The 25,401-nt window shown below is 39.7% G+C and carries 23 protein-coding genes; 10 read left to right on the plus strand and 13 right to left on the minus strand.

The window, feature by feature from the left end:
* Positions 1 to 11 precede the first annotated feature (11 nt).
* Both PE36_RS09710 and PE36_RS09715 read right to left on the minus strand, forming a co-directional pair.
* A complete protein-coding gene (locus PE36_RS09710) occupies positions 12 to 476 on the minus strand; it encodes an NfeD family protein (RefSeq protein WP_006031831.1) in 465 nt (154 codons plus the stop codon).
* 34 nt (positions 477 to 510) lie between these two features.
* Entirely contained in the window at positions 511 to 1,485 is a 975-nt protein-coding gene (locus PE36_RS09715) for an SPFH domain-containing protein (protein ID WP_006031832.1), read from the minus strand.
* Between the two features lie 659 nt (positions 1,486 to 2,144).
* Here PE36_RS09715 and PE36_RS09720 point away from each other — a divergent pair.
* The 4 genes from PE36_RS09720 to PE36_RS09735 all read left to right on the plus strand — a co-directional run bounded on the left by PE36_RS09720 (position 2,145) and on the right by PE36_RS09735 (position 6,463).
* On the plus strand, positions 2,145 to 3,071 hold the full coding sequence (locus PE36_RS09720) for an acyltransferase (protein WP_006031833.1): 927 nt from the start codon (positions 2,145 to 2,147) through the stop codon (positions 3,069 to 3,071).
* Between the two features lie 289 nt (positions 3,072 to 3,360).
* Positions 3,361 to 4,341, plus strand: a complete 981-nt coding sequence (locus tag PE36_RS09725) for a tripartite tricarboxylate transporter substrate binding protein (protein WP_043994401.1) — start codon at positions 3,361 to 3,363, stop codon at positions 4,339 to 4,341.
* Positions 4,342 to 4,416: 75 nt separating this feature from the next.
* Positions 4,417 to 4,917 carry a tripartite tricarboxylate transporter TctB family protein gene (locus tag PE36_RS09730; RefSeq protein WP_006031835.1) on the plus strand — a complete coding sequence of 167 codons (501 nt, stop codon included), beginning with the start codon at positions 4,417 to 4,419 and terminating at the stop codon, positions 4,915 to 4,917.
* A gap of 10 nt (positions 4,918 to 4,927) precedes the next feature.
* Positions 4,928 to 6,463, plus strand: a complete 1,536-nt coding sequence (locus PE36_RS09735; RefSeq protein WP_006031836.1) for a tripartite tricarboxylate transporter permease — start codon at positions 4,928 to 4,930, stop codon at positions 6,461 to 6,463.
* A 67-nt stretch (positions 6,464 to 6,530) separates the two neighbouring features.
* On the opposite strand, the gene PE36_RS09740 is transcribed toward PE36_RS09735, so the two are convergent.
* The 5 genes from PE36_RS09740 to PE36_RS09760 all read right to left on the minus strand — a co-directional run bounded on the left by PE36_RS09740 (position 6,531) and on the right by PE36_RS09760 (position 11,547).
* Positions 6,531 to 7,220: a response regulator gene (locus tag PE36_RS09740; RefSeq protein ID WP_006031837.1), complete on the minus strand. Its 690-nt coding sequence runs from the start codon at positions 7,218 to 7,220 to the stop codon at positions 6,531 to 6,533.
* Positions 7,207 to 8,853: a sensor histidine kinase gene (locus PE36_RS09745; RefSeq protein WP_232286561.1), complete on the minus strand. Its 1,647-nt coding sequence runs from the start codon at positions 8,851 to 8,853 to the stop codon at positions 7,207 to 7,209. The genes PE36_RS09740 and PE36_RS09745 overlap by 14 nt, the downstream gene beginning before the upstream one ends.
* 217 nt (positions 8,854 to 9,070) lie before the next feature.
* Entirely contained in the window at positions 9,071 to 9,955 is an 885-nt protein-coding gene (locus PE36_RS09750) for a LysR family transcriptional regulator (protein ID WP_006031839.1), read from the minus strand.
* Between the two features lie 23 nt (positions 9,956 to 9,978).
* Positions 9,979 to 11,190: a sodium:proton antiporter gene (locus PE36_RS09755; RefSeq protein ID WP_006031840.1), complete on the minus strand. Its 1,212-nt coding sequence runs from the start codon at positions 11,188 to 11,190 to the stop codon at positions 9,979 to 9,981.
* 15 nt (positions 11,191 to 11,205) lie between these two features.
* Positions 11,206 to 11,547, minus strand: a complete 342-nt coding sequence (locus tag PE36_RS09760) for a DUF4144 family protein (RefSeq protein ID WP_006031841.1) — start codon at positions 11,545 to 11,547, stop codon at positions 11,206 to 11,208.
* A gap of 227 nt (positions 11,548 to 11,774) precedes the next feature.
* Here PE36_RS09760 and PE36_RS09765 point away from each other — a divergent pair, with 227 nt between their 5' ends.
* Positions 11,775 to 12,377, plus strand: coding sequence for a 2OG-Fe(II) oxygenase (locus PE36_RS09765; RefSeq protein ID WP_198138597.1), 603 nt, complete (start codon positions 11,775 to 11,777; stop codon positions 12,375 to 12,377).
* A 162-nt stretch (positions 12,378 to 12,539) separates the two neighbouring features.
* Here PE36_RS09765 and glnD read toward each other — a convergent pair whose 3' ends face one another.
* Both glnD and PE36_RS09775 read right to left on the minus strand, forming a co-directional pair.
* Positions 12,540 to 15,116, minus strand: a complete 2,577-nt coding sequence (gene glnD / locus PE36_RS09770) for a [protein-PII] uridylyltransferase (protein ID WP_043994403.1) — start codon at positions 15,114 to 15,116, stop codon at positions 12,540 to 12,542.
* Positions 15,117 to 15,591: 475 nt separating this feature from the next.
* Positions 15,592 to 15,978 (minus strand): nuclear transport factor 2 family protein, encoded by a 387-nt coding sequence (locus PE36_RS09775; protein WP_006031844.1) that lies wholly within the window; start codon positions 15,976 to 15,978, stop codon positions 15,592 to 15,594.
* A 173-nt stretch (positions 15,979 to 16,151) separates the two neighbouring features.
* On the opposite strand from PE36_RS09775, the gene PE36_RS09780 reads away from it, so the two are divergent.
* Entirely contained in the window at positions 16,152 to 17,105 is a 954-nt protein-coding gene (locus PE36_RS09780; RefSeq protein WP_006031845.1) for a LysR family transcriptional regulator, read from the plus strand.
* A 38-nt stretch (positions 17,106 to 17,143) separates the two neighbouring features.
* On the opposite strand, the gene PE36_RS09785 is transcribed toward PE36_RS09780, so the two are convergent.
* Positions 17,144 to 17,350, minus strand: a complete 207-nt coding sequence (locus tag PE36_RS09785; protein WP_006031846.1) for a 2-hydroxymuconate tautomerase family protein — start codon at positions 17,348 to 17,350, stop codon at positions 17,144 to 17,146.
* 839 nt (positions 17,351 to 18,189) lie between these two features.
* On the opposite strand from PE36_RS09785, the gene PE36_RS09790 reads away from it, so the two are divergent.
* Positions 18,190 to 19,392 (plus strand): hypothetical protein, encoded by a 1,203-nt coding sequence (locus tag PE36_RS09790; protein ID WP_052298076.1) that lies wholly within the window; start codon positions 18,190 to 18,192, stop codon positions 19,390 to 19,392.
* A 689-nt stretch (positions 19,393 to 20,081) separates the two neighbouring features.
* Here the strand turns inward: PE36_RS09790 and PE36_RS09795 are convergent.
* Entirely contained in the window at positions 20,082 to 21,290 is a 1,209-nt protein-coding gene (locus PE36_RS09795) for an EAL and HDOD domain-containing protein (protein WP_006031849.1), read from the minus strand.
* 706 nt (positions 21,291 to 21,996) lie between these two features.
* Here PE36_RS09795 and PE36_RS09800 point away from each other — a divergent pair.
* Together PE36_RS09800 and map are read left to right on the plus strand one after the other, a co-directional pair.
* The gene (locus tag PE36_RS09800) at positions 21,997 to 22,221 is read left to right on the plus strand and encodes a ParD-like family protein (RefSeq protein ID WP_006031850.1); all 225 of its coding nucleotides are present in this window, start codon (positions 21,997 to 21,999) and stop codon (positions 22,219 to 22,221) included.
* Positions 22,214 to 22,999, plus strand: a complete 786-nt coding sequence (gene map, locus PE36_RS09805) for a type I methionyl aminopeptidase (protein ID WP_043994404.1) — start codon at positions 22,214 to 22,216, stop codon at positions 22,997 to 22,999. Before PE36_RS09800 ends, map begins: the two co-directional genes overlap by 8 nt.
* 214 nt (positions 23,000 to 23,213) lie before the next feature.
* Here map and PE36_RS09810 read toward each other — a convergent pair whose 3' ends face one another.
* Both PE36_RS09810 and PE36_RS09815 read right to left on the minus strand, forming a co-directional pair.
* The gene (locus tag PE36_RS09810; RefSeq protein WP_006031852.1) at positions 23,214 to 23,393 is read right to left on the minus strand and encodes a YoaH family protein; all 180 of its coding nucleotides are present in this window, start codon (positions 23,391 to 23,393) and stop codon (positions 23,214 to 23,216) included.
* A 97-nt stretch (positions 23,394 to 23,490) separates the two neighbouring features.
* A complete protein-coding gene (locus tag PE36_RS09815; protein WP_006031853.1) occupies positions 23,491 to 24,381 on the minus strand; it encodes a DMT family transporter in 891 nt (296 codons plus the stop codon).
* Positions 24,382 to 24,554: 173 nt separating this feature from the next.
* Here PE36_RS09815 and PE36_RS09820 point away from each other — a divergent pair, with 173 nt between their 5' ends.
* Positions 24,555 to 25,328: a YdcF family protein gene (locus PE36_RS09820; protein WP_006031854.1), complete on the plus strand. Its 774-nt coding sequence runs from the start codon at positions 24,555 to 24,557 to the stop codon at positions 25,326 to 25,328.
* The last annotated feature ends 73 nt before the right edge of the window (positions 25,329 to 25,401 follow it).

The following is a 25,401-nucleotide window of genomic DNA, read 5'->3' on the forward strand; positions in this document are numbered from 1 at the left end:
ACATAGAGTATTCACCCTATGATTAAAACGTTGCCATCCACAGCAACAATTTTAACCCGTTGACCTACATCTCTGCTTGCAACCGTCGCAGAGTCACTTAAGCGCGCGTTCCAATTAATGCCTGAATGACGCACTTTACCACCATTAATAGTGACGGTCTCACTCACTGGCACCGTTTGTCCAATCATGTCACTACTGGTATCTGGTACGAATTTATCGCCTTGAAAGTGCTTAAGCGGTTTCCATAAAAGCAGCGCACTAATCGCTGTTAATAACCCCACAGAGAGGACTTCGAGCTCCCACCCAGCAATCACACCCAAGTTAACTAATAAGCCAGTCGCGAGGCAACCAAGACTGAAAAACAACAGCGGACCACTTAAACCAATCACACCCAGTTCAACGACTAACGCAATCGCACCAATAACATAAAGTAATTGATCATGATTATTTTGTAAGTAATCGATTAATGAATCCATTTATTAAACTCCATTCAGTGGTTACCCCAGCGTGTTATTCCGATAATTTTAATGCGCTAGATATAGCAATCGCTTGCGCGACCGTATTACCTATATTCTCGCTGGTTTTACCGTCTGTTAATATGACAGAACCTTCGGCGGCAATGGCTTTGTGCGCCGCAATCGCATCTTGGGCAAGCGTTAAACGTACAGCTTGCTGCCCTTCACTGGTTATTGCTGCAGCACCAACCACACTTAACGCGGCAGAATCGGCATTCGCGACCAATCTAATTGCTTCTGCTTTACCTGTTGCTGTCAAAATTTGTGACTCTTTACTCGCTTCTGCTGCTAATACCAGTTCTGCTTTTGCGGCTTCAGCATCGAGAACCCTTGCTTGTTTCAAACCTTCAGCTTTGGTAATCGCCGCGGTTTTAACACCTTCCGCAGTCAGGATCACGGAACGTTTTTCACGCTCTGCCGTCATCTGTTTTTCCATGTCTTCTTTGATCGAGGTAGGAGGCGTGATGTCTTTAATCTCATAACGTGTAACCTGCACACCCCAAGGTTGGGTCGCATCCGTCATCGCGGCCAAAATACTCGCATTAATTTTATCGCGATTTTGGAAACATTGATCGAGTTCCATCGAGCCAATTGCATTACGCATTGTGGTTGTCGCTAACTGAATAACCGCTAATTTATAGTCGGTAATATTATTCGTTGCAGCAGACGCATCAATCACTTTCATAAACAAGATGCCATCAATTTCTAATGAAATATTGTCTTTGGTGATAGCGAGTTGTGACGATATGTCTAATGATTGTTCTTTTAAGTTACGATCTGCAGCAACCTTTTGCACGAATGGAACGATAAAATTAAGACCCGCTTGTAATGTGCCGCTATAGCGCCCAAACGTATAAATAACATAACCTCTATTTTGCGGAACAAAGAGTATGCCTCTTTGAATTGTGTATATCACCACAACAGAGATCCAAAGCCAGGGTGTTAATAGTATGTCAATTGCAGTTTCCATAAATGTGTATCCTTAGTCGTTGATGTTGCTTTGCAACCATTAAATCATTATTGAGCGAAACGAATGCCAGTATTGAAATTCAGCGTTAAATACCCACGTCTCAGTATTGTTTATTTAAACAAACAATACCTTATTGTAACCCGCTCCAATAGTAAAAATGCTTATAAATGGCAACTAAAGTCTAATTTTATATCTATATTTAGATATTACATCCAAAATTAGCATCGAAAATAAGAGCAAGAACACTCGTATTCGTTAATTCCAGTCTTAACTGCTCCGATGTTTAGTAAAATAAGGCTATTTTGAGCGTAAACGAACATTTATATATTGAGACCTGACGCTTCGGGCAGTAATATACCCAAACTACTTCAAGATGCTATATCAGAGACTAGCTGGGAGATCAGAACAAGGCGCAATATGAAGATAATGGTTATTCCATTTTCAAATATTGTAACGCTGTACTGTTATTCCAGCTAGCCTCCCGCAGGGCAAGCCGAAAGAAGGAATCTTCGGTGTTATGAAGTCTTGATTTAGAATAACTAAATCGTCGACTTCATGCCTTGAATATTCTCTCCTTTCGGTTTGCTGATTGTGTATCTTGAAGTAGCTTGGGTATATCCACTTATTTGAAAGTATGTATTTACTGTGTAAGGAATGTGATGTCATTTATACGAGGCTGTTTAGCGTTTATCTTTTGGGTTATAAATTTATTGTTTTGGGCGACCCCCATCATTATTTTAAGCCCAATCAAATTACTGCCAATTAAAGTACTACAGACTCTTTGTTCTTCATTGCTAGTTTGCTTGGCAAGTAATTGGATCAAGGTTAACGGGGTGATCGAACGCCTAATTCATCCAGTAAAAATTCATCTGCACAATGCTGATGTCGAACTGTCTGAAAAAGAATGGTACATGGTCATTGCGAACCATCAATCTTGGGTTGATATCCTGATCTTGCAGCGTGTATTAAATAAAAAGATCCCGTTCTTAAAATTTTTCTTAAAGAAAGAACTTATCTTTGTCCCTTTCTTAGGCATGGCTTGGTGGGCGCTAGACTTCCCGTTTATGCGTCGTTATAGCACTGCGCAACTAAAGAAAAATCCGAAGTTACGCGGTAAAGATATCGAAATAACACGCAAAGCCTGCGCTAAATTCAAATCAACCCCTGTCAGTGTAATGAATTTTGTTGAAGGTACACGCTTGACCACAGAAAAACATAACAAGCAAAAATCACCGTTCAAGCATCTGCTAAAACCCAAAGCAGGTGGATTAGCGTTTGCACTGTCTGCATTAGGCGATCACATCCATAAAGTGGTTGATGTTGCAATTTATTATCCAGAACAAACACCCACATTTTGGCAATATATATGTGGTGAAGTAAAAGACGTACATGTACATATTAGCGTATCTGAAATTGATGCCAAGATGCGCGGCGATTACCAAAAAGACCGTGCATTCAAAATTGGCTTTCAGCAACACTTGAATGATATTTGGGTCGAAAAAGACGCCATTCTAGAAACCATGGCACAAAGTCACACGGCAATCACAGATAAAAATAACACAGTAGAAACCACTACAATCAGTTAACTCCACTCGCAAGAGATAACAACACAGCACAACATAACTAGCCGCCTTAATTATTTTAAATAGATTAGGCGGCTTTTTATTACCTTTCTTAATCTAAAGTCCACAGTGAACTTTATGAACAAAATAGCCACAACGTCGTTAATTGCCATTATTTACAGTTTCCCCCCTGTCACAGCAACATCATTAACATTGACGTAACCTCAACACCATTAACGTTAACCATTAAACCCATGACGTTAACTGTTCAACGATTTAAACTATTTAACAAGAAACACAAGGAATGGAAACCATGCTAAAGCAATTTAGAAAGCGTGTAGCCTCATCACTTATCGTGGCAAGTATTGCAACACTCTCATCAGCCGCTTGGGCCGCTGATTTAGAGAAAATTCACTTTATTGTGCCTGGCGGTGCAGGTGGTGGCTGGGACATGACAGCTCGAGGGACTGGCGATGTATTAATGAAAGCGGACCTAGTTGGAAAAGTCTCTTATCAAAACCTGTCTGGTGGCGGTGGTGGTAAAGCAATTGCCCACATGATCGAAACAGCGGCACGTCAACAAGACACCTTAATGGTTAACTCAACACCGATTGTGATCAGGTCATTAACCGGTATCTTTCCACAATCGTTTCGAGACCTAACCCCTGTTGCAACGACCATTGCCGACTATGGCGCAATTGTGGTAGCCGCTGATTCGAAATACCAAAACTGGTCACAAGTTGTCGCTGATTTTAAAGAGAATCCACGTAAAGTAAAAATTGCTGGCGGTTCAGCGCGCGGTAGCATGGACCACCTTATTGTAGCAGCTGCCTTTAAAGGTGAAGGTTTTGATGCCCGTAAAGTGCGTTATATAGCTTATGACGCAGGCGGTAAAGCGATGGCAGCCGTGCTATCTGGCGAAACACCATTATTATCAACCGGTTTAGGCGAAGTACTGGAAATGTCGAGAAGTGGCCAAGTACGCATTCTGGCTATTACTGCACCAGAACGTTTAGCCGCAGCGCCAAATGTACCAACTCTGACCGAAATGGGTAACGATACGGTATTTGCTAACTGGCGTGGATTCTTTGCTTCACCGGGTATCAGTGACGAAAAGGTTGCTCAGTGGAACAAAGTCTTAAGCAAAATGTACAAAACCGACGAATGGGCAACAGTGCGCGATCGTAATGGTTGGATTGATAACTATAGAGCAGACAAAGACTTTTATGCATTCCTAGAACAACAAGAACAGCAAATGGGTGATTTGATGCGTGAATTAGGTTTCCTTAAATAAACTAATTCACCCCGTTATACAGCCACAGTATTCAATAATTTGTCACTGTGGCTTTCTTTTTTATTGGAGCATCTCATGCAATCACCCCCTGTATCATTATTAAATCGAGACCGAGTAAGTGGATTAATATTCCTGCTTGCCTGCTTAATCTACGGTTATCAAACGACCCAAATTCAACTTTTTCCTGGTGACGAATATGAAGCATTCACCGCACGGACACTGCCTTATCTATTAACGTTCGCTGGCATCGTCATGTCATTGTTACTGATCGTTATGTCGCCATCCCGTCCATGTGCAGATAATAGCTGTGCAGAGCAAAGTTCAGACCAAGATTTAGATTGGCGTCTATTAGGTTCCTTTGTCATTTTAATGGTCGGTTACGGCATCGGTTTAACCTGGTTAGGGTTTGTATTAGCGACGAGTTTGTTCTTATTAATCGGATTTTGGCTACTTGGCGAACGCCGAAAAGCGGTGTTGCTTGGTGCGTCTTTCCCTTTTGTAACGCTTTTCTGGTTACTTCTTACCAAAGTTCTGGATATTTATCTTGAACCTGGTTACCTCTTTTTAAGCTTGTAGGAAGATAATTATGTTAGATGGAATTTTAGCAGGCTTATCCACAGCAATCATGCCAACCAACTTAATGATGGTGATGGTCGGTTGTTTTGTTGGTACTTTTATTGGTATGTTGCCCGGTCTTGGCCCTATTTCAGCGATTGCCTTGATGATCCCGATCACCTATGGTTTAGACCCATCGTCAGGGATGATCTTAATGGCCGGTGTTTACTACGGGGCAATTTTTGGTGGTTCAACCTCATCCATTCTCATCAACGCCCCCGGTTGTTCATCCACGGTCGTCACCGCATTTGATGGTTACCCGATGGCGAAAAAAGGCCAAGCAGGTAAAGCCTTAGCACTGGCTGCTTATGCCTCATTTACTGGCGGTACCTTATCGGCAATTATGCTATTAATCGCAGCCCCCGCCTTAGCAAAAGTGTCATTAAGTTTTCAATCATCTGATTACTTTGCGTTAATGCTAGTCGGTCTATCTGCTGTTGCGGCATTTGCCGGTAAAGGACAGGTTTTAAAAGCCTGGATGATGACTATTTTAGGCTTAATGCTATCAACAGTCGGTATCGATAAAGGCATTGGTGTTGAACGCTTTACCTTTGGTTTGACTGATTTAATGGATGGTTTTAGCTTCTTACTATTAGCCATGGCAACCTTTGCCCTCGGTGAAATTTTATTCAGCATCTTAAAACCAGACCCTGATACTTCATCAGAAGAAAACCGCGCCTTAACTGATATAGGCAGCATGAAAGTAACCAAAGAAGAACTAAAAGAAGTTGCCCCAGTGGCAATTCGCTCTTCGATTCTTGGATTCTTTGTCGGGGTATTACCCGGTGCTGGGGCGACGATTGCCGCGTTCTTGAGTTATGGTTTAGAGCGTAATCTCGCGCCAAAAGATAAACGCGATGAATTTGGTAAAGGCAGTATCCGTGGTTTAGTGGCGCCAGAAGCCGCTAACAATGCCGCATCAAGTGGTTCATTTGTACCGCTATTAACCTTAGGTATTCCAGGCTCAGGCACAACTGCCATTATGTTGGGTGCATTGATCTCTTATGGTGTTCAGCCTGGTCCTCGTTTGTTTATCGATAACCCTGAAATATTCTGGTCGGTGATCATCTCGATGTACTTCGGTAACGTGGTATTGATGATATTGAATCTACCGCTGATCCCGTATATTTCAAAACTATTAGCCGTGCCAAGAACGGTATTACTGCCGATGATCATTTTCTTCTCAATCACCGGTGTATATCTGGTTTCCTTTAATACTGTGGACGTATTTATTATGATCATAGTAGCGGTGATAGCGATATTCTTAAGGTTAGCGACTTTCCCATTAGCCCCGTTATTACTCGGTTTCATTCTCGGTGGATTAATGGAAGAAAACCTACGCCGTTCATTAATGCTCAGTGATGGTGAACTAAGCTTCTTATGGGAACGCCCTATCACCTTAACGTTCACTGTAATATCAGCCTTGGTACTTATCACACCAATCCTACTAACGACATTAAGCCGCCGTAGAGCAAAGCAGTCATCTTTTGTCGATAACTGTGATTAACAATACCGTTTCCTCGGTAAACAAAAAATAATAACCAAAAACAGCGCTTTAAGCGCTGTTTTTTTCATTATCGAACTTGTTTGCTATAGGTTCTTTCTGGGCGTCCTACCGTGCCGTAGTTTAAATCAGCGACTAATTCACCTGTACTAATTAAGTGCTCTAAATAACGTCTTGCGGTTGTTCTGCTTGCGCCAATCAATACACCGGCATTATCCGCCGTAATAGCGTCATGTTCAGTAAATAAGCCACGCACTTTATCCAACGTTACACTATCAATACCTTTCGGCAAACGCGATGCAGCGGGGTTTTTAACGCTAACAGAGATCATCGAGTCAACCACGTGCTGATCTAAATCATCAAGGTTACCAAACTGATTTTTCTGCCTTAGGTACTTATCTAATGACTCTTCTAAACGTGCAAAAATCACTGGTTTTAAAATATAATCAACCACCCCACCACGCATTGCGGCTTGCAAGGTATCCGCATCGCGATCAGCCGTGATTAAAATCACATCACATGCATGTTGCTGCTGGCGTAAATCACGCAGAATATCTAAACCGTTACCGTCGGGTAAATACACATCCAATAAGATTAGATCAGGCGTTAATACCTCAAGTAAGGTTTCCGCATCGGCTTTCGAGGTGGCGATACCAATGACATCTAAGCCATCAATTTTCATTAAATTACGACGGTGGATCTCAGCGATACCCACATCATCCTCAATGATTAATACTTTAATCGCATTAGTTGATGTCATTCTTAATATCCTTATCAGTATGCTGTTTTGGTAAAAATACCGTCATTCGTGTTCCTTTATTATCTATGCTTTCCATCATTAATTGCCCATGATATTGGCTAATTATTTGATCAACAAGGTGTAAACCTACACCTCGATTACTTTCCGATTTGCTCGATACGCCTTGCTTAATTAACTCTTGTTGAGCGATGCCTTTTGGTAAACCACAACCATTATCTTCAACTTCAATGATTATCTCATTACCAAAATCAGAAATGCTCACTGATACTTTTCTCTCTGATTTTATCGTATTGCTGCTGATACAAGCATCAAAGCCATTATCAATAAAGTTACCTAATATAGTGACCAGGTCTTCAGCGCGAATATGCTCAGGTAAGGTTAATAACTGTGAACCTTCATCAATTTCTAACATTAACCCTAACTCTCTGGCTCTTTCACTTTTACCCAGTAATACACCGGCAATCATAGGTTCGAGGATGGCTTCACGTAAGAATTGAATTAAGTGTTGATAACGTGCCGTTTCTTGTCCAATCAAGCTTAATACTTCTTCATTTTTACCCAAATGAATAAGCCCGCTGATAGTGTTTAATTTATTGCTATGTTCATGCGTTTGCGAGCGTAACAAATCAGAATATTCACGCACCTGTGATAACTGTTTAGTGAGTTCTGTAATTTCATCTTTAAGACGGAAACTCGATACCGCGCCAACAACCCGTTCATCAACAATAAGCACCTGCCTATTCGCGACAATAGCTTGGCCTTTAATCATCAACTCAACATTATACTCACTGACTTTACTGATCAAAATTTCCGTTAAATTACTCTCAGGTAATACTTCACTCATTTTTCGGTGTAGTACATCTTTCGCTTTAACTTTGAAGATATCACAGGCACTACGGTTAATAGAGCGTAAGTAACCATCCGCATCAATACTCACCACCCCTTCTTTAATGGTGCTGAGTGTCACTTCAAGTTCCATGTATAAACGACCAATCTCTTCTGGCTCAAAACCAAATATTGCATTCTGAAATTTCTTTGCTGTAAAATTAGAGATCAGTGCATTAGTCAGTACCACCAATATTGCCATCGCAATGAGAAATACCAGAAAATGATCAACTTTATCTTCGATACTCGTTAGTAAATAGCCGACGGAAACAACACCTATAATCTCACCATTGTAAGAATATATGGGGGTTTTACCGCGTACCGACTTACCTAATGAGCCTTCGGCCACCGAAATATAAGATAAACCTTGTTTTAAGGCTTTATCATTATCTTCACCCTGCATTTTATGACCAAGGCGATTAGCGATAGGATGGGCATAACGTAAACTGTTTTTATCACCGATCACAATAAACGTAGCATTAATAGATGAGCGTAATAATTCGATTTTCTCTCTGATTAGTTCTGGATTTTTCGCCTCAATCGCCTCAATAACAGAAGGCGATGCGGCTAAAAACTTAGCAATACCGAGTGCTTTCCCACCACTTTCCTGCTCTTCCCAATGCTTTAAATAAGCAAAACCAGCAATCGATAAGATCAATAATTTGACTAAGCCGGACAAGGTCATTATCAGTAATAGTCGGTGCCGGAAGTTCAATTTTTGCCAATTAAATAAGGTGTTTTTTTTCATGGACGCGAGCATAACAACAAACTGATAATAAAAAGAACATAATGATAACATTAATCCGTATTTATAACTCAGAATTAGCATCAACTATACTTAACCCTGCGTTCAGTATAATTATATAAACAGCACGACAGCATCATCCCGTCTAAGTTTGATAAAATCAGACAAATTAAATCGTTAGTCGCGTTAAGGTGCACTTTTTAGTCACCAACAGAGACAATTACAAATGTTGTTTCAGATAATCTAAAAACACTCTGATTTTAGGAGAAATGAGATCGCGTTTTAAGTACAGTGCATAGGTTGAGCTCAGTCGTTCATAAGGACTGAAACTGTGTTGCGCGAGTACTTGCACTAAACGGCCATTGTTGAGTTCATTATTCACAGCCCAACGTGCCGCTAGCACCAAACCAGCATGGTTTAATACCAACTGCTTTTGACCATTAACCGAGTTCACAATCAGTCCTTCCGTAATGGCTAGCTTTCGCGGTTTGTCATCCATCAAAAACCAATCACGCCAGCCACTATACCCATAACAAATACAGTTAAAATTAATTAAATCATCGGGCGTTTCTGGCGTGCCATTGTCAGCTAAATATTGCGGTGTTGCACATAATAAAAAATCATTGTCTGCTAACTTGCTGGCAATTAAATTCGAGTCAGGTAAGCGCCCACTTCGTATGGCAATATCAACGTTGTCTTCAACTAAGTCCACCACTCTTTCACTGAGTTCTAATTCAATATTAACATCCGGATAAGCTTTCATGAAACCGGGGACCAGGGGCAGCACACACGCTTCGCCAAAGCCAACGGTCATGCTGATTTTTAAATTGCCTTTGGGACTTTGTTGTAAATCATTCACCGCGCGATTGGCTTCATCAAGTTCTGCGACGATGCGCTGAGAATAGTAATAATAAGTCGAACCTGCTTCTGTTAGGCCGATATTACGCGTGGTTCGATTAAGTAAACGTATGCCTAATTCAGCCTCTAACGCCGCAAGTTGTCTGGATATTGAAGAGGGTTGAACGTCGAAAACGCGACTTGCAGCAGAGATACTGCCGGTTTCTACTACACAATTAAAATAGTGTAATCGAGTGATCATACTCATTCGTTTATTTACCTCTAAGAGAGTTAAGCTTCATTTCGATGTTTTTTGCTGTATAAATTTGAAAAAGGTTGTGCGCTAAACCCATGGGCAAAGATACTCATTAAAATAGTTAAGGTAACAACCGCGTAAACAATATCAAAACCGCCAATATCACCGACGTTATGCACCACAATCAACACATATAAAATAGACGCGATTCCACGCGGTCCAAACCAAGCAATAAACACACGGCTTGCAAAGTCCAAATCTGTACCCATTAATGAAACCATCACCGGCAACATACGTAATACCGTCAGGCTCAATAACGCATAGATAACTACGTTTACGCTAATATCATGTAATGTTAATGGTACAAACGCTAATCCAAACAAAAAGAAGCTAATAAGTATAAATAACTCCCCTTCGCTTTCAGCAAATTCTTCAATATGTATTCGTGCTTGTTTACTGGTATTACCAATATATAAACCTGCAAAGAAAGCAGCAATAAAACCATTACCTAATAATGCTTCGGCAAGATAAAACCCGAGAATTGCAAGGGCAATGGGGATCAGGTTTTGATAGCTTTCTTGAATCCAGTTATGTTCGATTGCTTTATTCAATAGTTTAGCACCCAGATAACCAACCATACCGCCAACCAACATGCCAAAGACGATTTGTTCGGCTACATACCAAATCCAGCTATAGTCATTAGCTTTGGTTAGCCCACTGGTTATCAATGCCACCACGGTTAAGACGATGGGGAAAACAATGCCATCGTTCAGACCACTTTCAACGTTGATAATAGAACGAATAATTTTAGGCACTTTCGGATCTGTCACGACCGCTTTACCCAGCGCAGCATCTGTGGGGGTAAGCAGCAACGCCAGTAAGATCATGTACGTAATCGGTTGCTCTGGAAACAGCCATACAGCAACAGCAGTACCAGCGATAATCGTCAAAGGTAAACCTATAAAGAGCAATCGTGCAGGTATCTGCCATGAACGTCGCAATAACTTTAGATCTAATAAGGCCGCATCGCTAAACAATACCAGTACTAACGCTATTTCCACCAACACAGTGACAAATTCGGCATCCACTTCAACAGCAGTAATGCCAAATCCAAACGGCGAGCAGATAAGTCCCAATACGGTAAACACCATAGGACCAGATATATCAAATTGGGCGAGTTTTTTTGAGATAAAGCCATAGAACAATACAATTAAAGCAATAATCAAAATAACGACATGTTCGTCCATGACTAAATCTCCGACCTAAAGTGAATTGATTTCTTTGACCATCGCAACCACTTGCTGATGGGTCTTGGCATTTATCTTTGCAGAGCAGCAATAATTTTCAATCACCGCATGTTTACGCACTAATTCGACAAACTCAGGCACCAATATTCGTGAGTCTAAAGAAACAAACATGTCTGTATCCGAAGGCGATGACGCGACAGGGAATGAAAACAAAGCACCACTCGCATCGATTAATCGATCTTCTGATTCATAGTGAGGTAGGCATAAATCAGGCTCATTTTGCCATTCAACTAACGACTCAACATAAATAAGTTCATCTTCACCGTGATATTTAATCACTGCAGGCCACTTTACCATTTGAGTACTCCTATAATTTACTATTCGCCCACTGTAGCAGCTTGTTATTAGCATTTCAGTTATCAAATTCAATTACTTAAGTTTTACACTCGAGTTAACGTGACGATTGTTATTTTTTATCATATTTATGTATATGAAACTGGGTATAATAGCGCCATCATCACCTTAGATAATTGACGATTGTGGAAACAGAACAACTAACAGTAAAAAATGACTTTCGTGCCACTATGGATACCATTTTAGACAATATCCATGAGCATGGTTATGCGGTCATCGACGATGCCTTTCCAGCAGGTATTATTGACGCATTGCTTCAGGATTGCCTTGAGAATCAGCCGAACTTTAAAGCGGCTGGTATTGGTCGTCAGCAAGACTCGCAATTAAATACACAGGTCCGTAAAGATAAGACGTTATGGCTAACGGGTGCAAGCCCTGCGCAAACTGACTTTATGGCGTTAATCGATGTACTTAGATTAGAAGTGAACCGCAACTTTTTCTTAGGGTTATTTGATTATGAATGTCATTACGCTAAATATGCAGTGGGTGATTTTTATAAAAAACACTTAGATGCATTCAAAGGCAAATCGAACCGGGTATTTTCCACTGTCTGCTATCTAAACACACCCGATGCCGGCGGTGAGTTGCTTATCTATGCCCAAGATTCAGATAATGTGATCGCACGTGTTGCACCAAAAGCAGGTACCTTGGTGGTATTTGAAAGTGAGCGCTTCCCACATGAAGTACTTGCCGCTGAATCTGAACGCTATTCAATTGCGGGTTGGTTTAGAATGAATAACTCGATGGTAGGCACTGTCGACCCAGCATCATAATTTTGTCGTCAATACACAGTGTGACGTTATATTGATTTGGTGAAATTTGAATCAGAACGCTATTCGATTTAGGTTGCTTTAGAATGAATACCTCAATGATCTGTAGCTCTGTAGCTCTGTATTTAAAAATCACATAAAGGTAATAAAAAATCAATACGTGAATTACGCAATGCGACATACCAACAATTCATTTAAATGTGTTTGTTCTTCCTTAGTGATCTGCTCTCCACTATTCTTGGAGATTAAAAAAACGTTCTCTGTCGATTCACCAAGAGAACTAATCTTTGCTGAATGAATGGTTAAATCACTTTGTGAGAATACAGAGCAAATTTCCTCCATATAACAAGGATCATCCAAGGTGTTGATTTTTAGCAGCGATTTATTCTTTTTTGTTGATTTTAAAAACTCTACAACTGCCGTGTTTTCAAAGTTTTTTACAAACTTCGGTGTCGGTAAGTTGTTGTAGGATATTTCATTGTTAATTGATTTTTCAACTCGAATGACTATTTTATCAAGTCTATCTTTTTCGGTTATTGGCTCATTTTTGCTATCAAGTAACTTGATTATTTCTAATACCATACCGTCTTTAGTTTGCATAATTTGCGCATCTTTGATCTTTAACTTGGCCGTTGCCAGGGTATTAAATATATCCACAAAAAGCTTAGGTCTGTCCTTGGTATAAACGATCAGACAGGTTGCGCTAGGCGATAAACTATCGGAAATGTAAATCATATCTTGTTTCACCGAACGTTTTAAAATTTGCTCGGTAATACATACAATTTCATCAACACTGTTACTACTAAAAAAGTGTTTGGGTAAAGTGGACCATAACGATGCTATGTCTTGTTCGCTCCAGCCCATGTTGGTTAGTTTACTGGTTGCGTCATTTTTGTTTTCTCTGATCAGGGTACGCACTTCGAATATATTCTCTATGCCTTGTCTTAGCGCATCTCGGGTTGATAGGTACAGCTGCTCTAATTGACATTCGTGCCATTCATTCCAATATTGCTCATTGGTCGCGATCATATCCGCCACGGTAAACACATAGAGCGCATTGAGTTTGTCAACAGAGCCAACCTGTTTAGCAAGTTGCTTGATAACATTAGGGTCGGTAATATCTTGGGTTTGAATGGTACCAATAAGCAGATCTTGGTTTGCGACCAACCAATAAACCAGTTTAATACTGGAGTTTTTTAATTGGTGTATTTCAGCGAACTCTTTGGCAATAATGGCACTAAGTTGACTATTTTCAACTGCTTGTTTACCTGAAATGTGATGGCAAAGTGTTGCCAAGATCAGCGAGTCTCTATCTTTGATTTGTTGATTTACATTATAAATAAAGCTTTTATCATTAAAGTCACTACTAAAACTGTCTATTGCTTGCACCGCTTTACAGGTATGCTCATCGATGGTGTAGGCGTTATGCATATCGTATTGCATTTGACCTTCGATTTGTTTCCAATGGGAAAAGTAGGACGCTAAGATGCCATATCGATGCATTAAACTGAATGAGGTTTTTAAGCCATTAGGTTGCTGTAACAGCGCAATGAATTCTTCTCTACATCCTTGATAACAGCTCAATTCACCCAGTAATATCCGTCTAGTTTGTCGCAATAGTCGCAGTGTTTCAGGCGCAATGCCGTTAATATCTTTATGTTTAGCTATCAATAAAAACAGCCTTAAGACTTGGCGTTTATCGATAAAAATCTCTTTATATCTTGCTTCAATGAGGTTATTTCGAACCATAAAGTATTCATCAATAATACGTTCAGGCTGCTTGGGTTGGTGCTTTAAAATATCAAACTGGAAAGAATCACTGAGCATTTGATTCAATTCACGTATACGCGTCATCGCAGTAAACAGGTAACCCATCATGCTTTCAATCGCATGCTGGGTATTATCATCGCCACCGAAACGCATAAACTCTGCGACAGCCGATTGATGATCAAATAGGAGTATTTCTTGTGGTCTGTTAACAACAGAATGTAATGCCCAGCGTACTCGGCAGACAAAATCATAGGACTCTAATAACTCAGAGGTTTCCTCTGAGGTTAAAAATCCGGTCGACTCTATTGTGTTCGGGTTATCAATTAAAAAATGCTTTTGTGCTATCCAATGTATGGTTTGCACATCTCTCATGCCGCCCGGATTGTTTTTTAAATTTGGTTCTAAGTACAATGCAGTATTTTTTGCATTTTTATGGCGGCTTTCCTGCTCTGTTAGCTTCGCATGGAAAAATGCTTTACTTGTCCAAATCTTGTTTTGGAACAGCGTATCTTTGAGCATTGATGCATGAGACGATGGCCCCTGCAATGGACGAATGTCGAGCAAATTTGTCGCGATGGTAATATCTTCTGCGGCTAGTTGAATTGACTCTTCAAACGTTCTAACTGAATGACCAATATCTATCCCTAAATCCCAAAGTTTCGTAACAAAACAAGACAGTTTTTCTTCGATGTCTTTAGGCATCTTGCCATCGCTAATAATGGCCAGATCTATATCTGACTGGGGATGAAGCCTTTTTCTGCCGTAACCACCAACCGCATTAATGGATAAAACTGACTCATCTAACTCAAATGAACACCAAAGTGCAATAAGCAGTTGATCAAAAAACTTGGATCTTTTTTCCATTAATGATTGGATAGAGTCAGTATAGAATTTTTGATTTAACTCGAGATCAAACTGTGCGATGCGTCGACGTAATTCTGCACCAGAAGTTTCCATTGAAACGCAAGACATGTTAATCATCCTTTATAATAACTTGAACCAGTATTTAAACTGCCAAGCTCTCCCTTTAAAACAGATTTATTGGTTAATCATCAATATGCTGCTAAGCACGATAGTGCATACCATTAATTTCAGCACTTACAAAAAGCCACTAACAATAGTTAGAGCCGTAATGATAACAGCTCTAACTAAATCATTCAATTACACCGTTTTTATTGCTGACTTACGTATACCGGGAAGGGTTTAGCACATTAAAATGTTAGAGCACTAATCAATTAGCATAGAGTACTGGCATCAAAACAGCTGTACATTGATCATGTTTATCTCGATTTTGTGGCATTCGAAATACCAAACCTTATCTGAAACCTAAACAGAGTTAAAAATTAAGCTACAGCTGGCACACTCGATCCAGCATTATAATAAAAAACAAAAATACGAGTGATATTGCTACCGCTACTCCTCTTCAATATACACAAACTAGAGTAGCCTAGCGCTCGCCTTGTACTTCAAAATCATCAGCCGCTAATAACGCGCTGCCATCAGCTTGAATGCGCCATTGCTCGTGATGTACTGCACCGAACGCTTTGTTCATTGTCCATTTGGCTGTTAATACATAACTATCATCATTCATCGCTACCCATTCAACGTCGGTGTAATCCACATAGCTAAAACCTTGGTCAATGATACCTTGCCAAAATGTTTGGATCTCTTCACGCCCAGTGAATGTACCAAACGGACGTGCGTGCATTACTGTGCCTTCTTCATATTGCGCTGCACAACCTGCTGCGTCTTGATTATTAAACGCCTTTTCCCATGCTGCGATACCGGCTTTACATGCTAATAGTGTTTGTGATTGTGATTGTGATTGTGTCATTGTGCTTTCTCCGATGAGTGTCTAGTTGCTATATAACGTATATAAAGTATATGGCTGTTACTTTAGCGCTGTAATTACCAAACAAAAACAGACCAATCAGAAAACACTGTTAAGATAAACAGAACAATACTAAATAACCAACAGCACCAGGCGATCACAGGAATACCTAATCGATGAGTAAACTTAAGCAAATGACGGTATTCATGTACGTTGTCAAACTCGGTTCAATCACCAAAGCGGCAGAAAAACTCGACGTTTCTAAATCCGTGGTTAGCCAACATCTTAAACAGCTTGAAGCCGAACTTGCTGTCACCTTACTTAAGCGTACAACGCGTAAACAAAGCCTGACGCCGGCAGGTGAACACTTCTATCAACAATGTTGCACCATGTACGAACTAGCAGAACAAGCATGGCAAGACGCCCAACAATTGCAAATTTCCCCGCAAGGTTTAATCAAGATCACTGCACCGCACGCATTAATGGATCATCTGGTTTTACCCGCATTGCACGAAGTCTTTCATGCGTACCCAGACGTTGCACTTGAACTGATTAGTCATGACGGGCGGTCTGATTTAATGCAAGAAGGTATTGATATTGCGATACGCGTTGGGGAGTCGAAGATAAGCAACCTCAAACAAAAACGCATTGGTGACTTTAGAGATGTGCTCAGTGGTTCATTGCAAACAGTTAAAGCCTGCCAGAGCGATATTGAAGCATTGGTACTGGCGAATAATAGTGCTCCCCAAGTAAGCTCACACTCACTACCTAACATCAGCTACGTAGCTAATCACTGGCAAGAAAAGTCGATTCATCACAGCTTTAGTTGTAAGAAAAGTCGCTGTGATAAAGGAGGTTCTAATAGGAATAGTACGCCACGGTTTGAACTGAATTTTAAAACCCATCATAAAGCCAATACCCTACCCACTTGCTTGAGTATGCTAGAGCAAGGGTTTGGTGTTGGTATTATTCCAGACTTTATATTTGCTAAACATAATCATGCATTAGCTGAGTTGTTACCCGACTATCAGCTTGATAAAGTTAATGTCTATGCATTGCACTCTTATCAAGCTGCGGTGCCCATTGGCGTGACTATGGCGATAGAGGCGATTGCTAAGCGACTTGGTTAACGGTAGACCTAAACCCTTAGCAATGGCATGCCGAGTCGCTAGGATTTAGTTTTTTGGCGTAGTTCAGTCACAACTTCGCCACCTATCCCCCAGTTATCGGTATTCACTTCGTCGATAACAACAACTGTGGTTTTCGGGTTCTTCCCTAATACATCCACCAGCAATTGTGTCGCACCTGCGATTAACTGGGCTTTTTGTTTTTTTGTCACTTGTTCATCAGTGATTTTAATATTGATATACGGCATAGTTTTGCATCCTGCATTTATTTAGATATGAATACCTTACCTGAGCTATATTGTTTATGCTATTGGTAGTGATGGGTTTTGAGGAAATTTGGCTTAGCGTTGATACGCTAACAAAGTGTGTTCAGATAACAAAAATATCTTAAATAACACTCTACCAACCTACATTACGTACTACATGAAACTCACTATCAGAAAGAAGCAGGCATCATAAATTTATCAGCTTGTCTGCCGACTACCAATGAATTTTTCAACATCCCGTCTGAGATACTACATATTACAGCGTCCCCATTCCTTTAGTTTTAATAAATAGCCTTTAGTTATTTCTTATTTTTCTCCGACCCGCTTTCATTCTCTTCATATTTATTAGATACGTTATTTAGAGTATCTACGTTCTCAGGGATAGATTCTAATGCCATATTTGCTGCGGATAAGCCCAGGTTTGCAACAGCAAAAATACTAGTCCAAAAAACATCACCAGTAACAGTCATTGCAAATGTCAGTAAAAGCTAATTTAGTCTCATGGTCAATGTGCAGAAAATAATAGAGAGACTTATCTATGTAGCGTTCATAACAGCTATTTTAGTTCATTATCTGGAAACACATCAAGTACACGTTTAATGATGCTTATAAAAACTAAAAACTAAAAACATTAACGTATTCAGTTAACTAGCTGTTAAGCTACTCATTATGAGGTGGTGGCTTTATAGGTTATAGTTATGAGTATGCTGTAGAATATTTGTTTCTGCGTGCGTAAACGGATGAGTAATATGAGATAACTTTTATAGATAACATATGGAGTATACGGAGTGTTAAATCGGAAACTATTAAAGGTAATATGTGTGTTAACTTTGGGAGTTAGCCTGCAAGGTTGCATGTCTACTAGTCAGCCACAGCAGCTAACACCACAAGAACAAGAACTACGTAATCAAATGATGCAGGCGATGATTGCAAAGATGAAGGCTAGTACAGTCGCATTACAATCACAGCAAAATGTTAATCAAAATTTGCAACCAGTTCCAGTGCCTAAAGCTAAACCAACACTAACAATTGATGATCTTAATCATCAAATTGAAGGCTTAAAATCAAATGATACAGGCATAAGTTTCGAACGTTCTAGGGATGGAATTAAAGTTAACGGGATAATGTATCTCGACCCTGAAGGTGAAATTACGAGAGTTGGCTCAAACTCACTTACTGGCGAATTTAGTTATTTAGTTCACACTCGTGGAAATGAGTATGTTGTTAAGTATAACAAAGCAGGATCTGGTGCTGAAGCGATAACATTAGCACATGCAACGATTGATAGCCGTGGTGCTAAAGTTGTTACTGTTACAGGGCGTAAGCTATCAGGTAATAGTGTTATCCCAACATCGAGAGGATTTATTGTTGCGAGGGACTCATCAGCATTTAATTTTGATCCGCGTGATGGACTTAATAGCTTCTCTGCTGCGGACGGCTATCACATTGCTAGATACCAAAATGGCGATGTATCCTCAACGGGTTATATCTTATTAGAGAAAGATCCTGAAACCGATTCTGTTGCTAATTTAATGGATTCTTTCAGTAGCCTTGCAGGTAGTATAGGCATTATTGAAGATGAAGCGTTCGAATATCTTCTAGCTAATATTAAAACTGGTAGCGTTGTACCTCTAAATATTCGTACTAGTGGAAAAAATATAAATGTTCTATCAGAGTGTAAAAAGAAGAACAGTATTGTAAATGAATGTGCTAAATCTGAGTCTCGAGAATCGTTATTTGAGCCAAATGGTTCTAAAAACCTCAGGCATTACTTCTGGAAAGTGTATTGGTTTAATACACCTGAAGGATCATATGCTATAGCACAGGAATCTGGTTTGAAAAAAATTACGATTATTAACTTAAAGACTGCTAAAAAATCTGTAGCTTTTGAACGAGCACTTGGTATTAGCGGTTTCACAACGACGCAAACACCAGAAGGAAAAATCACAGTAGATGCGAGTCTTGGTTTTTCAACTGAAACAATAGACGACGCAGTTGCATTTTTTAATAAGCAAGGTGTGTAGCTATTCTCGAAAGTTAAAATACTGATTTTTTAAAAGGCTCAAATTTTCTTGAGCCTTTTTATTGTCCTAAAATCTGTTGCAGATATTGCTTAGCAAGCTAAACGAAGATAACAAAATAAGTTAGAGCCAATTCAGTACCCCCACCCTAAATCAAGCCAGTTCTAAATCTATCCAAGTATAATGCCCTTCACTATTTATGTTACCAATTTTATATCAATGGCTTGGAGAACAGCGGACTATCAAATACAGAGGTATGGAACACACCATTCTCACCACAAAGGCCGATTCATTCTTGTAAATCATGAGATATGACAAACTACTCCCATTCCTCATATAACCCGTAAATGAATGGCAAATTGTTATGAACATATTGTGTGTATGAACCTACCCCATTTTTCGCATTATGAAATCTATGGAAAACCGAAACGTTCACATTTTTAGTGAGTAACAACTCTAAGCTACTTTGGGGTAAATTCGGCTTAGCGTTATTGCACCAAGCCAGAACTGGACAGAAACGTGTTATATTTTTTACACTAACCGAGGTGCTACGCATTATATTTTGTAAGGTGAGTAAAGGGAGCTGGCGGAACCCTTCACTCTAACTAACCATAACATGCGTTATACGCAGTGAGCAGAATATAGATTAGTGCTCACAAGGTTATAATTGCATAGTTTAGTGATTAATCCAATCAACTGTCGATGGTGAAATCATCGCCCCATTTGACAGACTCTGCATACTGACTGGCGAAGAGTTCTTCTGAAATGTTGAGTACATTACAATAACGATTGACTTGTTCCCAGTCGGCGTTCTCATAAGCTTTTACTGCATTAAGTAGATTCCCAAGTTCTCCTTTCCCATCGTTTAATGCCAGTTTAAGTTCATCACTGAGAGGCAAATTGGTTAGAAGCAGAGGCAGAGGTTTATCCAGTAACGCATCCAGCAAAGAGAACATTCCCATTAAAAAGGCTTCGCTTGGTTCTGCTTTAAATGATCCTTTAGTAACTAGCTGTTCACAAATCCGCGCTCGTTGGATTGACAGAACATATAGATACTGAGGTTTATATTGGTTGGCATGAGCGACGGTCATTAAAGAAATAAATAGGCGTAACTTATCCTGCCCTAGATAAATAAGTGCATGTTTAAATGAGGTGATGGTTTTGATAATTAAAGATGATGCATTTACATATTTAAGAAGTTTATAAGACAAAGTAACATCACTGGCTAACAATTTCTCTATCGCAGCATAGTTCAGTTCAGAAGTGGAAATTTCTTTGCACAATTGCAATGTGACCAGTTCTGATGGTGCAATGACCCGTTGTTGTAACATTTCTGGTTTACTAAAGAAGTAACCTTGAAAGTAATCAAATCCAATTTTTTTCGCTTGTTGAAACTCTTCGTAGGTTTCTACTTTTTCAGCTAAGAATTTGATCTTATAATTGAGATGATGATGAATAAAAGACTTCGCCTCAGTGAGTGGGAAAACTTGGATATCAAACTTAATAAAATCGATATAAGGTAGAAAACGCTCCCAGCGAGAGTCAGGGATAAAATCATCGAGGGCCAGTTTGTAGCCTTTTTTAGACATAATTACTACCGCTTGTAGCAGTTCATCTGTCGGTTCGCAACCTTCCAGAATCTCAATAATAAGTTTATCTTTGGGGAATAACGTTGGTATGAGCCTAATTAAGCTGCTGTATGGAAAGTTGATAAAAGCAAGCTTATTCCCAGTCGTATTGCTACATGAATTCATAAACTGCTCTGATAGCAGGCGACTGGTTGCTTGTTCCGCATCCATATCGGGAAACGAGTTTTTTGGACCATCTCGAAATAGCAGTTCATAACCAATCGTATTTTTATCGGTATCTAAGATCGGTTGTCTGGCTACGTACGAATACATGTGTTAATACCTCTTTTATACGACACCCTGTGGTACAGGGTGTTATTGTACCGTTTTAATCAAAAAACATATACTTGCATAATTTTGTTTATAGCTGTTTATGGTTGTTTAGTAAATGCCGCCTCCTAGTTGTAGGCTTTCTTGATCTAGAGATAAAATCGTCGATATGCGACCTACTGAACATAAAGGTGATAATGCGCAGCTTCATTTCACTACTCAGGAAAAAAGTCCTCTCTAACGCTTATTTTACCCCTTTAAAACCTATTTTAATCCGTAATTCTGGATGGATCATTTTGCACGGTCTTAGTGAATATCCCTTTCGCGTCGATTCTAATTGAAATGCTTTTGCAATATGGGACACAAGTCACTATAGGAGGTAGAGCGCCTTTGCATGATATCTAATCTAGCCAAGGCTGGATCACAATTGAACTAGCAATAGGGTTCGCGTGTGCTGTTGGGATATGACAAATTCCTCACATGAGCAAATGTATGGAAAATAAATATGAATACATTGCAGTAGAGTAGTTAATCTAACTCACAATGGGGCAGTTTCGGCTTAGTGCTTATACTCCAATAAGATAGCTTTGGATAACGTTTCTATTACAAATCCAACAGGAATATTCTTCGAGTATTATAAACTAACCTTGACTCACCAAAGAGTACGGGCATACAATACATATACGTTTTATATACGAATCATATATCAATGGGCATTGTAAAAATATCAGATGAGCTTCATGCAGAAGTAAGAAAAGCCAGTTCAGTTATGTCACGTTCTATTAATTCACAAGCCGAATTTTGGATGAAAATTGGCATGCTAGCAGAGCTTCACCCTCAACTTTCATTCAATCAAATCATCGCTGATCTTATGAAGTCAGCAGAAGTATCTATTTCAAATCTAACAGCAGTCGAAGGATCGAATGATGAATAATACCGTGAGTATTAAAACAACGACTGAAATAGAACTAATGCGTAATTCAGGAAAGTTACTGGCCCAAGTTTTTCATATGCTGGATTCTTATATTAAGCCAGGTATTTCAACAATGGATATCAATAACAAAGTTGAAGACTTTATTGTTAATGATTTAAATGCTCGCCCTGCCAGTAAGGGCCAATATGACTATCAGTATGTTTTAAATTCATCTATCAATGAAGTTGTATGTCATGGCGTACCTAAAGTAACTCAAATACTGAAAAGTAAAGATATCATCAACTTAGATGTTACTTTGGAAAAGGATGGTTTTATTGCTGATTCAAGCAAAATGTTTGTTATGCCAGACGCATCTCCTTTAGCTAAAAAACTTGTTGAAGTCACGTATGACGCAATGTGGGCTGGTATCAAACAGGTAAAACCAGGAGCCAGACTTGGCGATGTAGGATATGCTATTCAACGTTATGCTGAGTCTTATGGTTACAGCATAGTAAGAGAATATTGTGGCCACGGTATTGGCAGAGAAATGCATGAAGAACCACAAGTCCTTCACTATGGTTCTCCAAACCAAGGTTTTCTACTCAAGGAAGGCATGGTATTCACCATTGAACCAATGGTGAACCAAGGCACAGCGAAAATCAAAAACAAAAAAGATGGCTGGACAGTAGTTACTCGAGATAAGAAACTCTCAGCTCAGTCTGAGCACACAATATTAGTGACAAGTTCAGGTTATGATGTCCTAACTTTACGTAAAGAGGAAAAATATCCTGCGAATTAATCCCGTAGTGGCTAAGTAATACTGACCGCCATTTTCGATTCACTCCTGTAAATTATTTTGTATGATAAATCACTCCCATTTATCACATGATAAAATGTATGGTTAATTGTCATGAACAAAATACGAATGAGTAGAAACTCTAACAAGGAAAGGAGCAACTTCGTGTCAGCTGAGGTCATTCTGACACGAATATGGACATGTAAACATCGCGATTTTAGCTAACTTTGCTACCCATTTTAGAATATGAAAATACTAAGTGAATCGCTTCGGCCTGACTTTTACCTTCAGCCATTAACCGTTCGATGTCTTCAACTATATTCTCTTGTACCGCTATCGGCGGTAGATTCTCTATGTCTATCTCCATATTCTTAATAGCGTCGATGCTAATTTCCATCTTTATTCCTCGTGATTAACTGGTTCATTTTCTTAACACCATCTTAAATAGCCTAAGTTTAACATGTTACATATATCAAAATTCAGCCCACCACATGCTATTTACGGTTAAAATACTGCGTGTTAGCAAACCAGACACCAATACTCACAGCTGCCATGGCAATGATAAGGCTTAACTTAACAGGTTCATCAAATACAAATAACGCACTGATACCGGCAATAACTGGCACCATCGCCATCATAGTCCCCATGTTAGCAGCGCCAATAATCTGCACCGCGCGCACATACAACAGCATTTGAACTATGGTCGCCATGAACCCTTGGTAAAAGCTTTGTAATAACATATCGCGCCACAATCCTGCGTTAATCAATTCAAGGCTGATATTAGTAGGTAACCAAATCAAGTAAATCGGCATGTAAATACTGCAGGTAATTATCGCGAGGCTGGCTGTAGCTTGCCATGGCGTGATCTGCCAACGGCTCAGTAATACTGAAAATATGCCCCAGCAAAATGCCGCACCAGCCAGACTTAAATGACCAACAGACAATTCCCCTTGAGCGAGGAACTCTTGTAAAAAGAGTACCGCAATTCCCGATGTGATGATCCCAACCCCCAGCCACTTACTCCACGGATGCCCCTGTTTACTTATCACCACAGACAAAACAATAATCATCACGGGGATCAAGCCTGGTAACAATACTGCTGACTGTGAACCCGGTGTGTTTTCAAATCCTTGAAAGGCAAATAACGCATACCCTAAGCCGCCAAACAGGCTGCAAATAATAAACTTAGGTTGCCACAACTTAAAACGAAACTTAAACCACCAAATCGGTAATACCAACGCCGCACAGGTTGCATAACGAATGGCAATGACATCATAGGACAATAACGGGCTGATCCCGCCCATGCGTGACACTAATATAAATCCCGACCAGATCAGTACTGCGCCAAATGCCGCTAAATACCCCTGCCGTGTTGAATCTTCCATAATCTATCTCTTGTTAAGCTTATAGCGAGCAGTATAAAAGTAATGCGTATATATTAATATTAAATTTCAATTATTTATAAGCATCCGACCAGCAGTTTAAACAATGATAAATTATTTTATTACTTTATACTGCGATGAAATTCTGTGTTTTCGTACCTCAACAAGGACAATCAATGAGCCTGCTGCTTATAATTTTACTTATTATTATCTTCTTAGTATTACGTTTCTTTAATTTTCATCGTGCCAAGTCAGTCCTATTATGCAGCACAATTTTACTTACCGTGCTTATCAGCATCGGGGTCATTCCTAAATATTTACTGGATAAATTACAGCAAGATTATGTGGCGCAAGCCCCGATCCATTGGCAGGACAATAACGCCATTATCTTGCTGGGTGCTGGCCTCGAAAAAGTTGGTGATACTATTAATAATGTTGATAGTATTGAACCGCCCTTCCATGCTTTTAGCCGGATCTACGCAGCGGCAAGACTTTATAATGAATGTATTGGCACTGAACAACAATGTAAAATCATTGTCAGCGGTGGTGATACGCAAAAACTAGGGGACACAGAAGCCGCTGTTTATAAAAACCGCTTAGTATCTATTGGCATTAATGCTGCTGATATTATCACCGAACCAAACAGCCTTAACACATGGCAGAATGCACAATTTACCAGTGACATACTCAGCAAGGGTGATTTCGATAATAGCGTCTTAATTTCATCAGGATTACACATCAAACGTAGTCAATTGTATTTTGAACATTTTGGTGTACGTGCAACCCCGATCAGAGCGGATTATATGTCGGCAACCGTATCATTCATCCCACTTGGGTATAACTTTGCACTGACTGATTTTGCATTGCACGAATGGATTGGGTTTTGGCGATATGATATTTACAACATGATTGGTGCGAATCAAAAACGCATTGATGCGGGAGACGCTTAGTTTGTAGTTTAACGTGAGTGGCAACTTAACGCACAAGTGATGACGAAGGTGACGAGCAACAAATTAAGCCATG

This window comes from Moritella sp. PE36 (assembly GCF_000170855.1).
Lineage (GTDB): Bacteria > Pseudomonadota > Gammaproteobacteria > Enterobacterales > Moritellaceae > Moritella.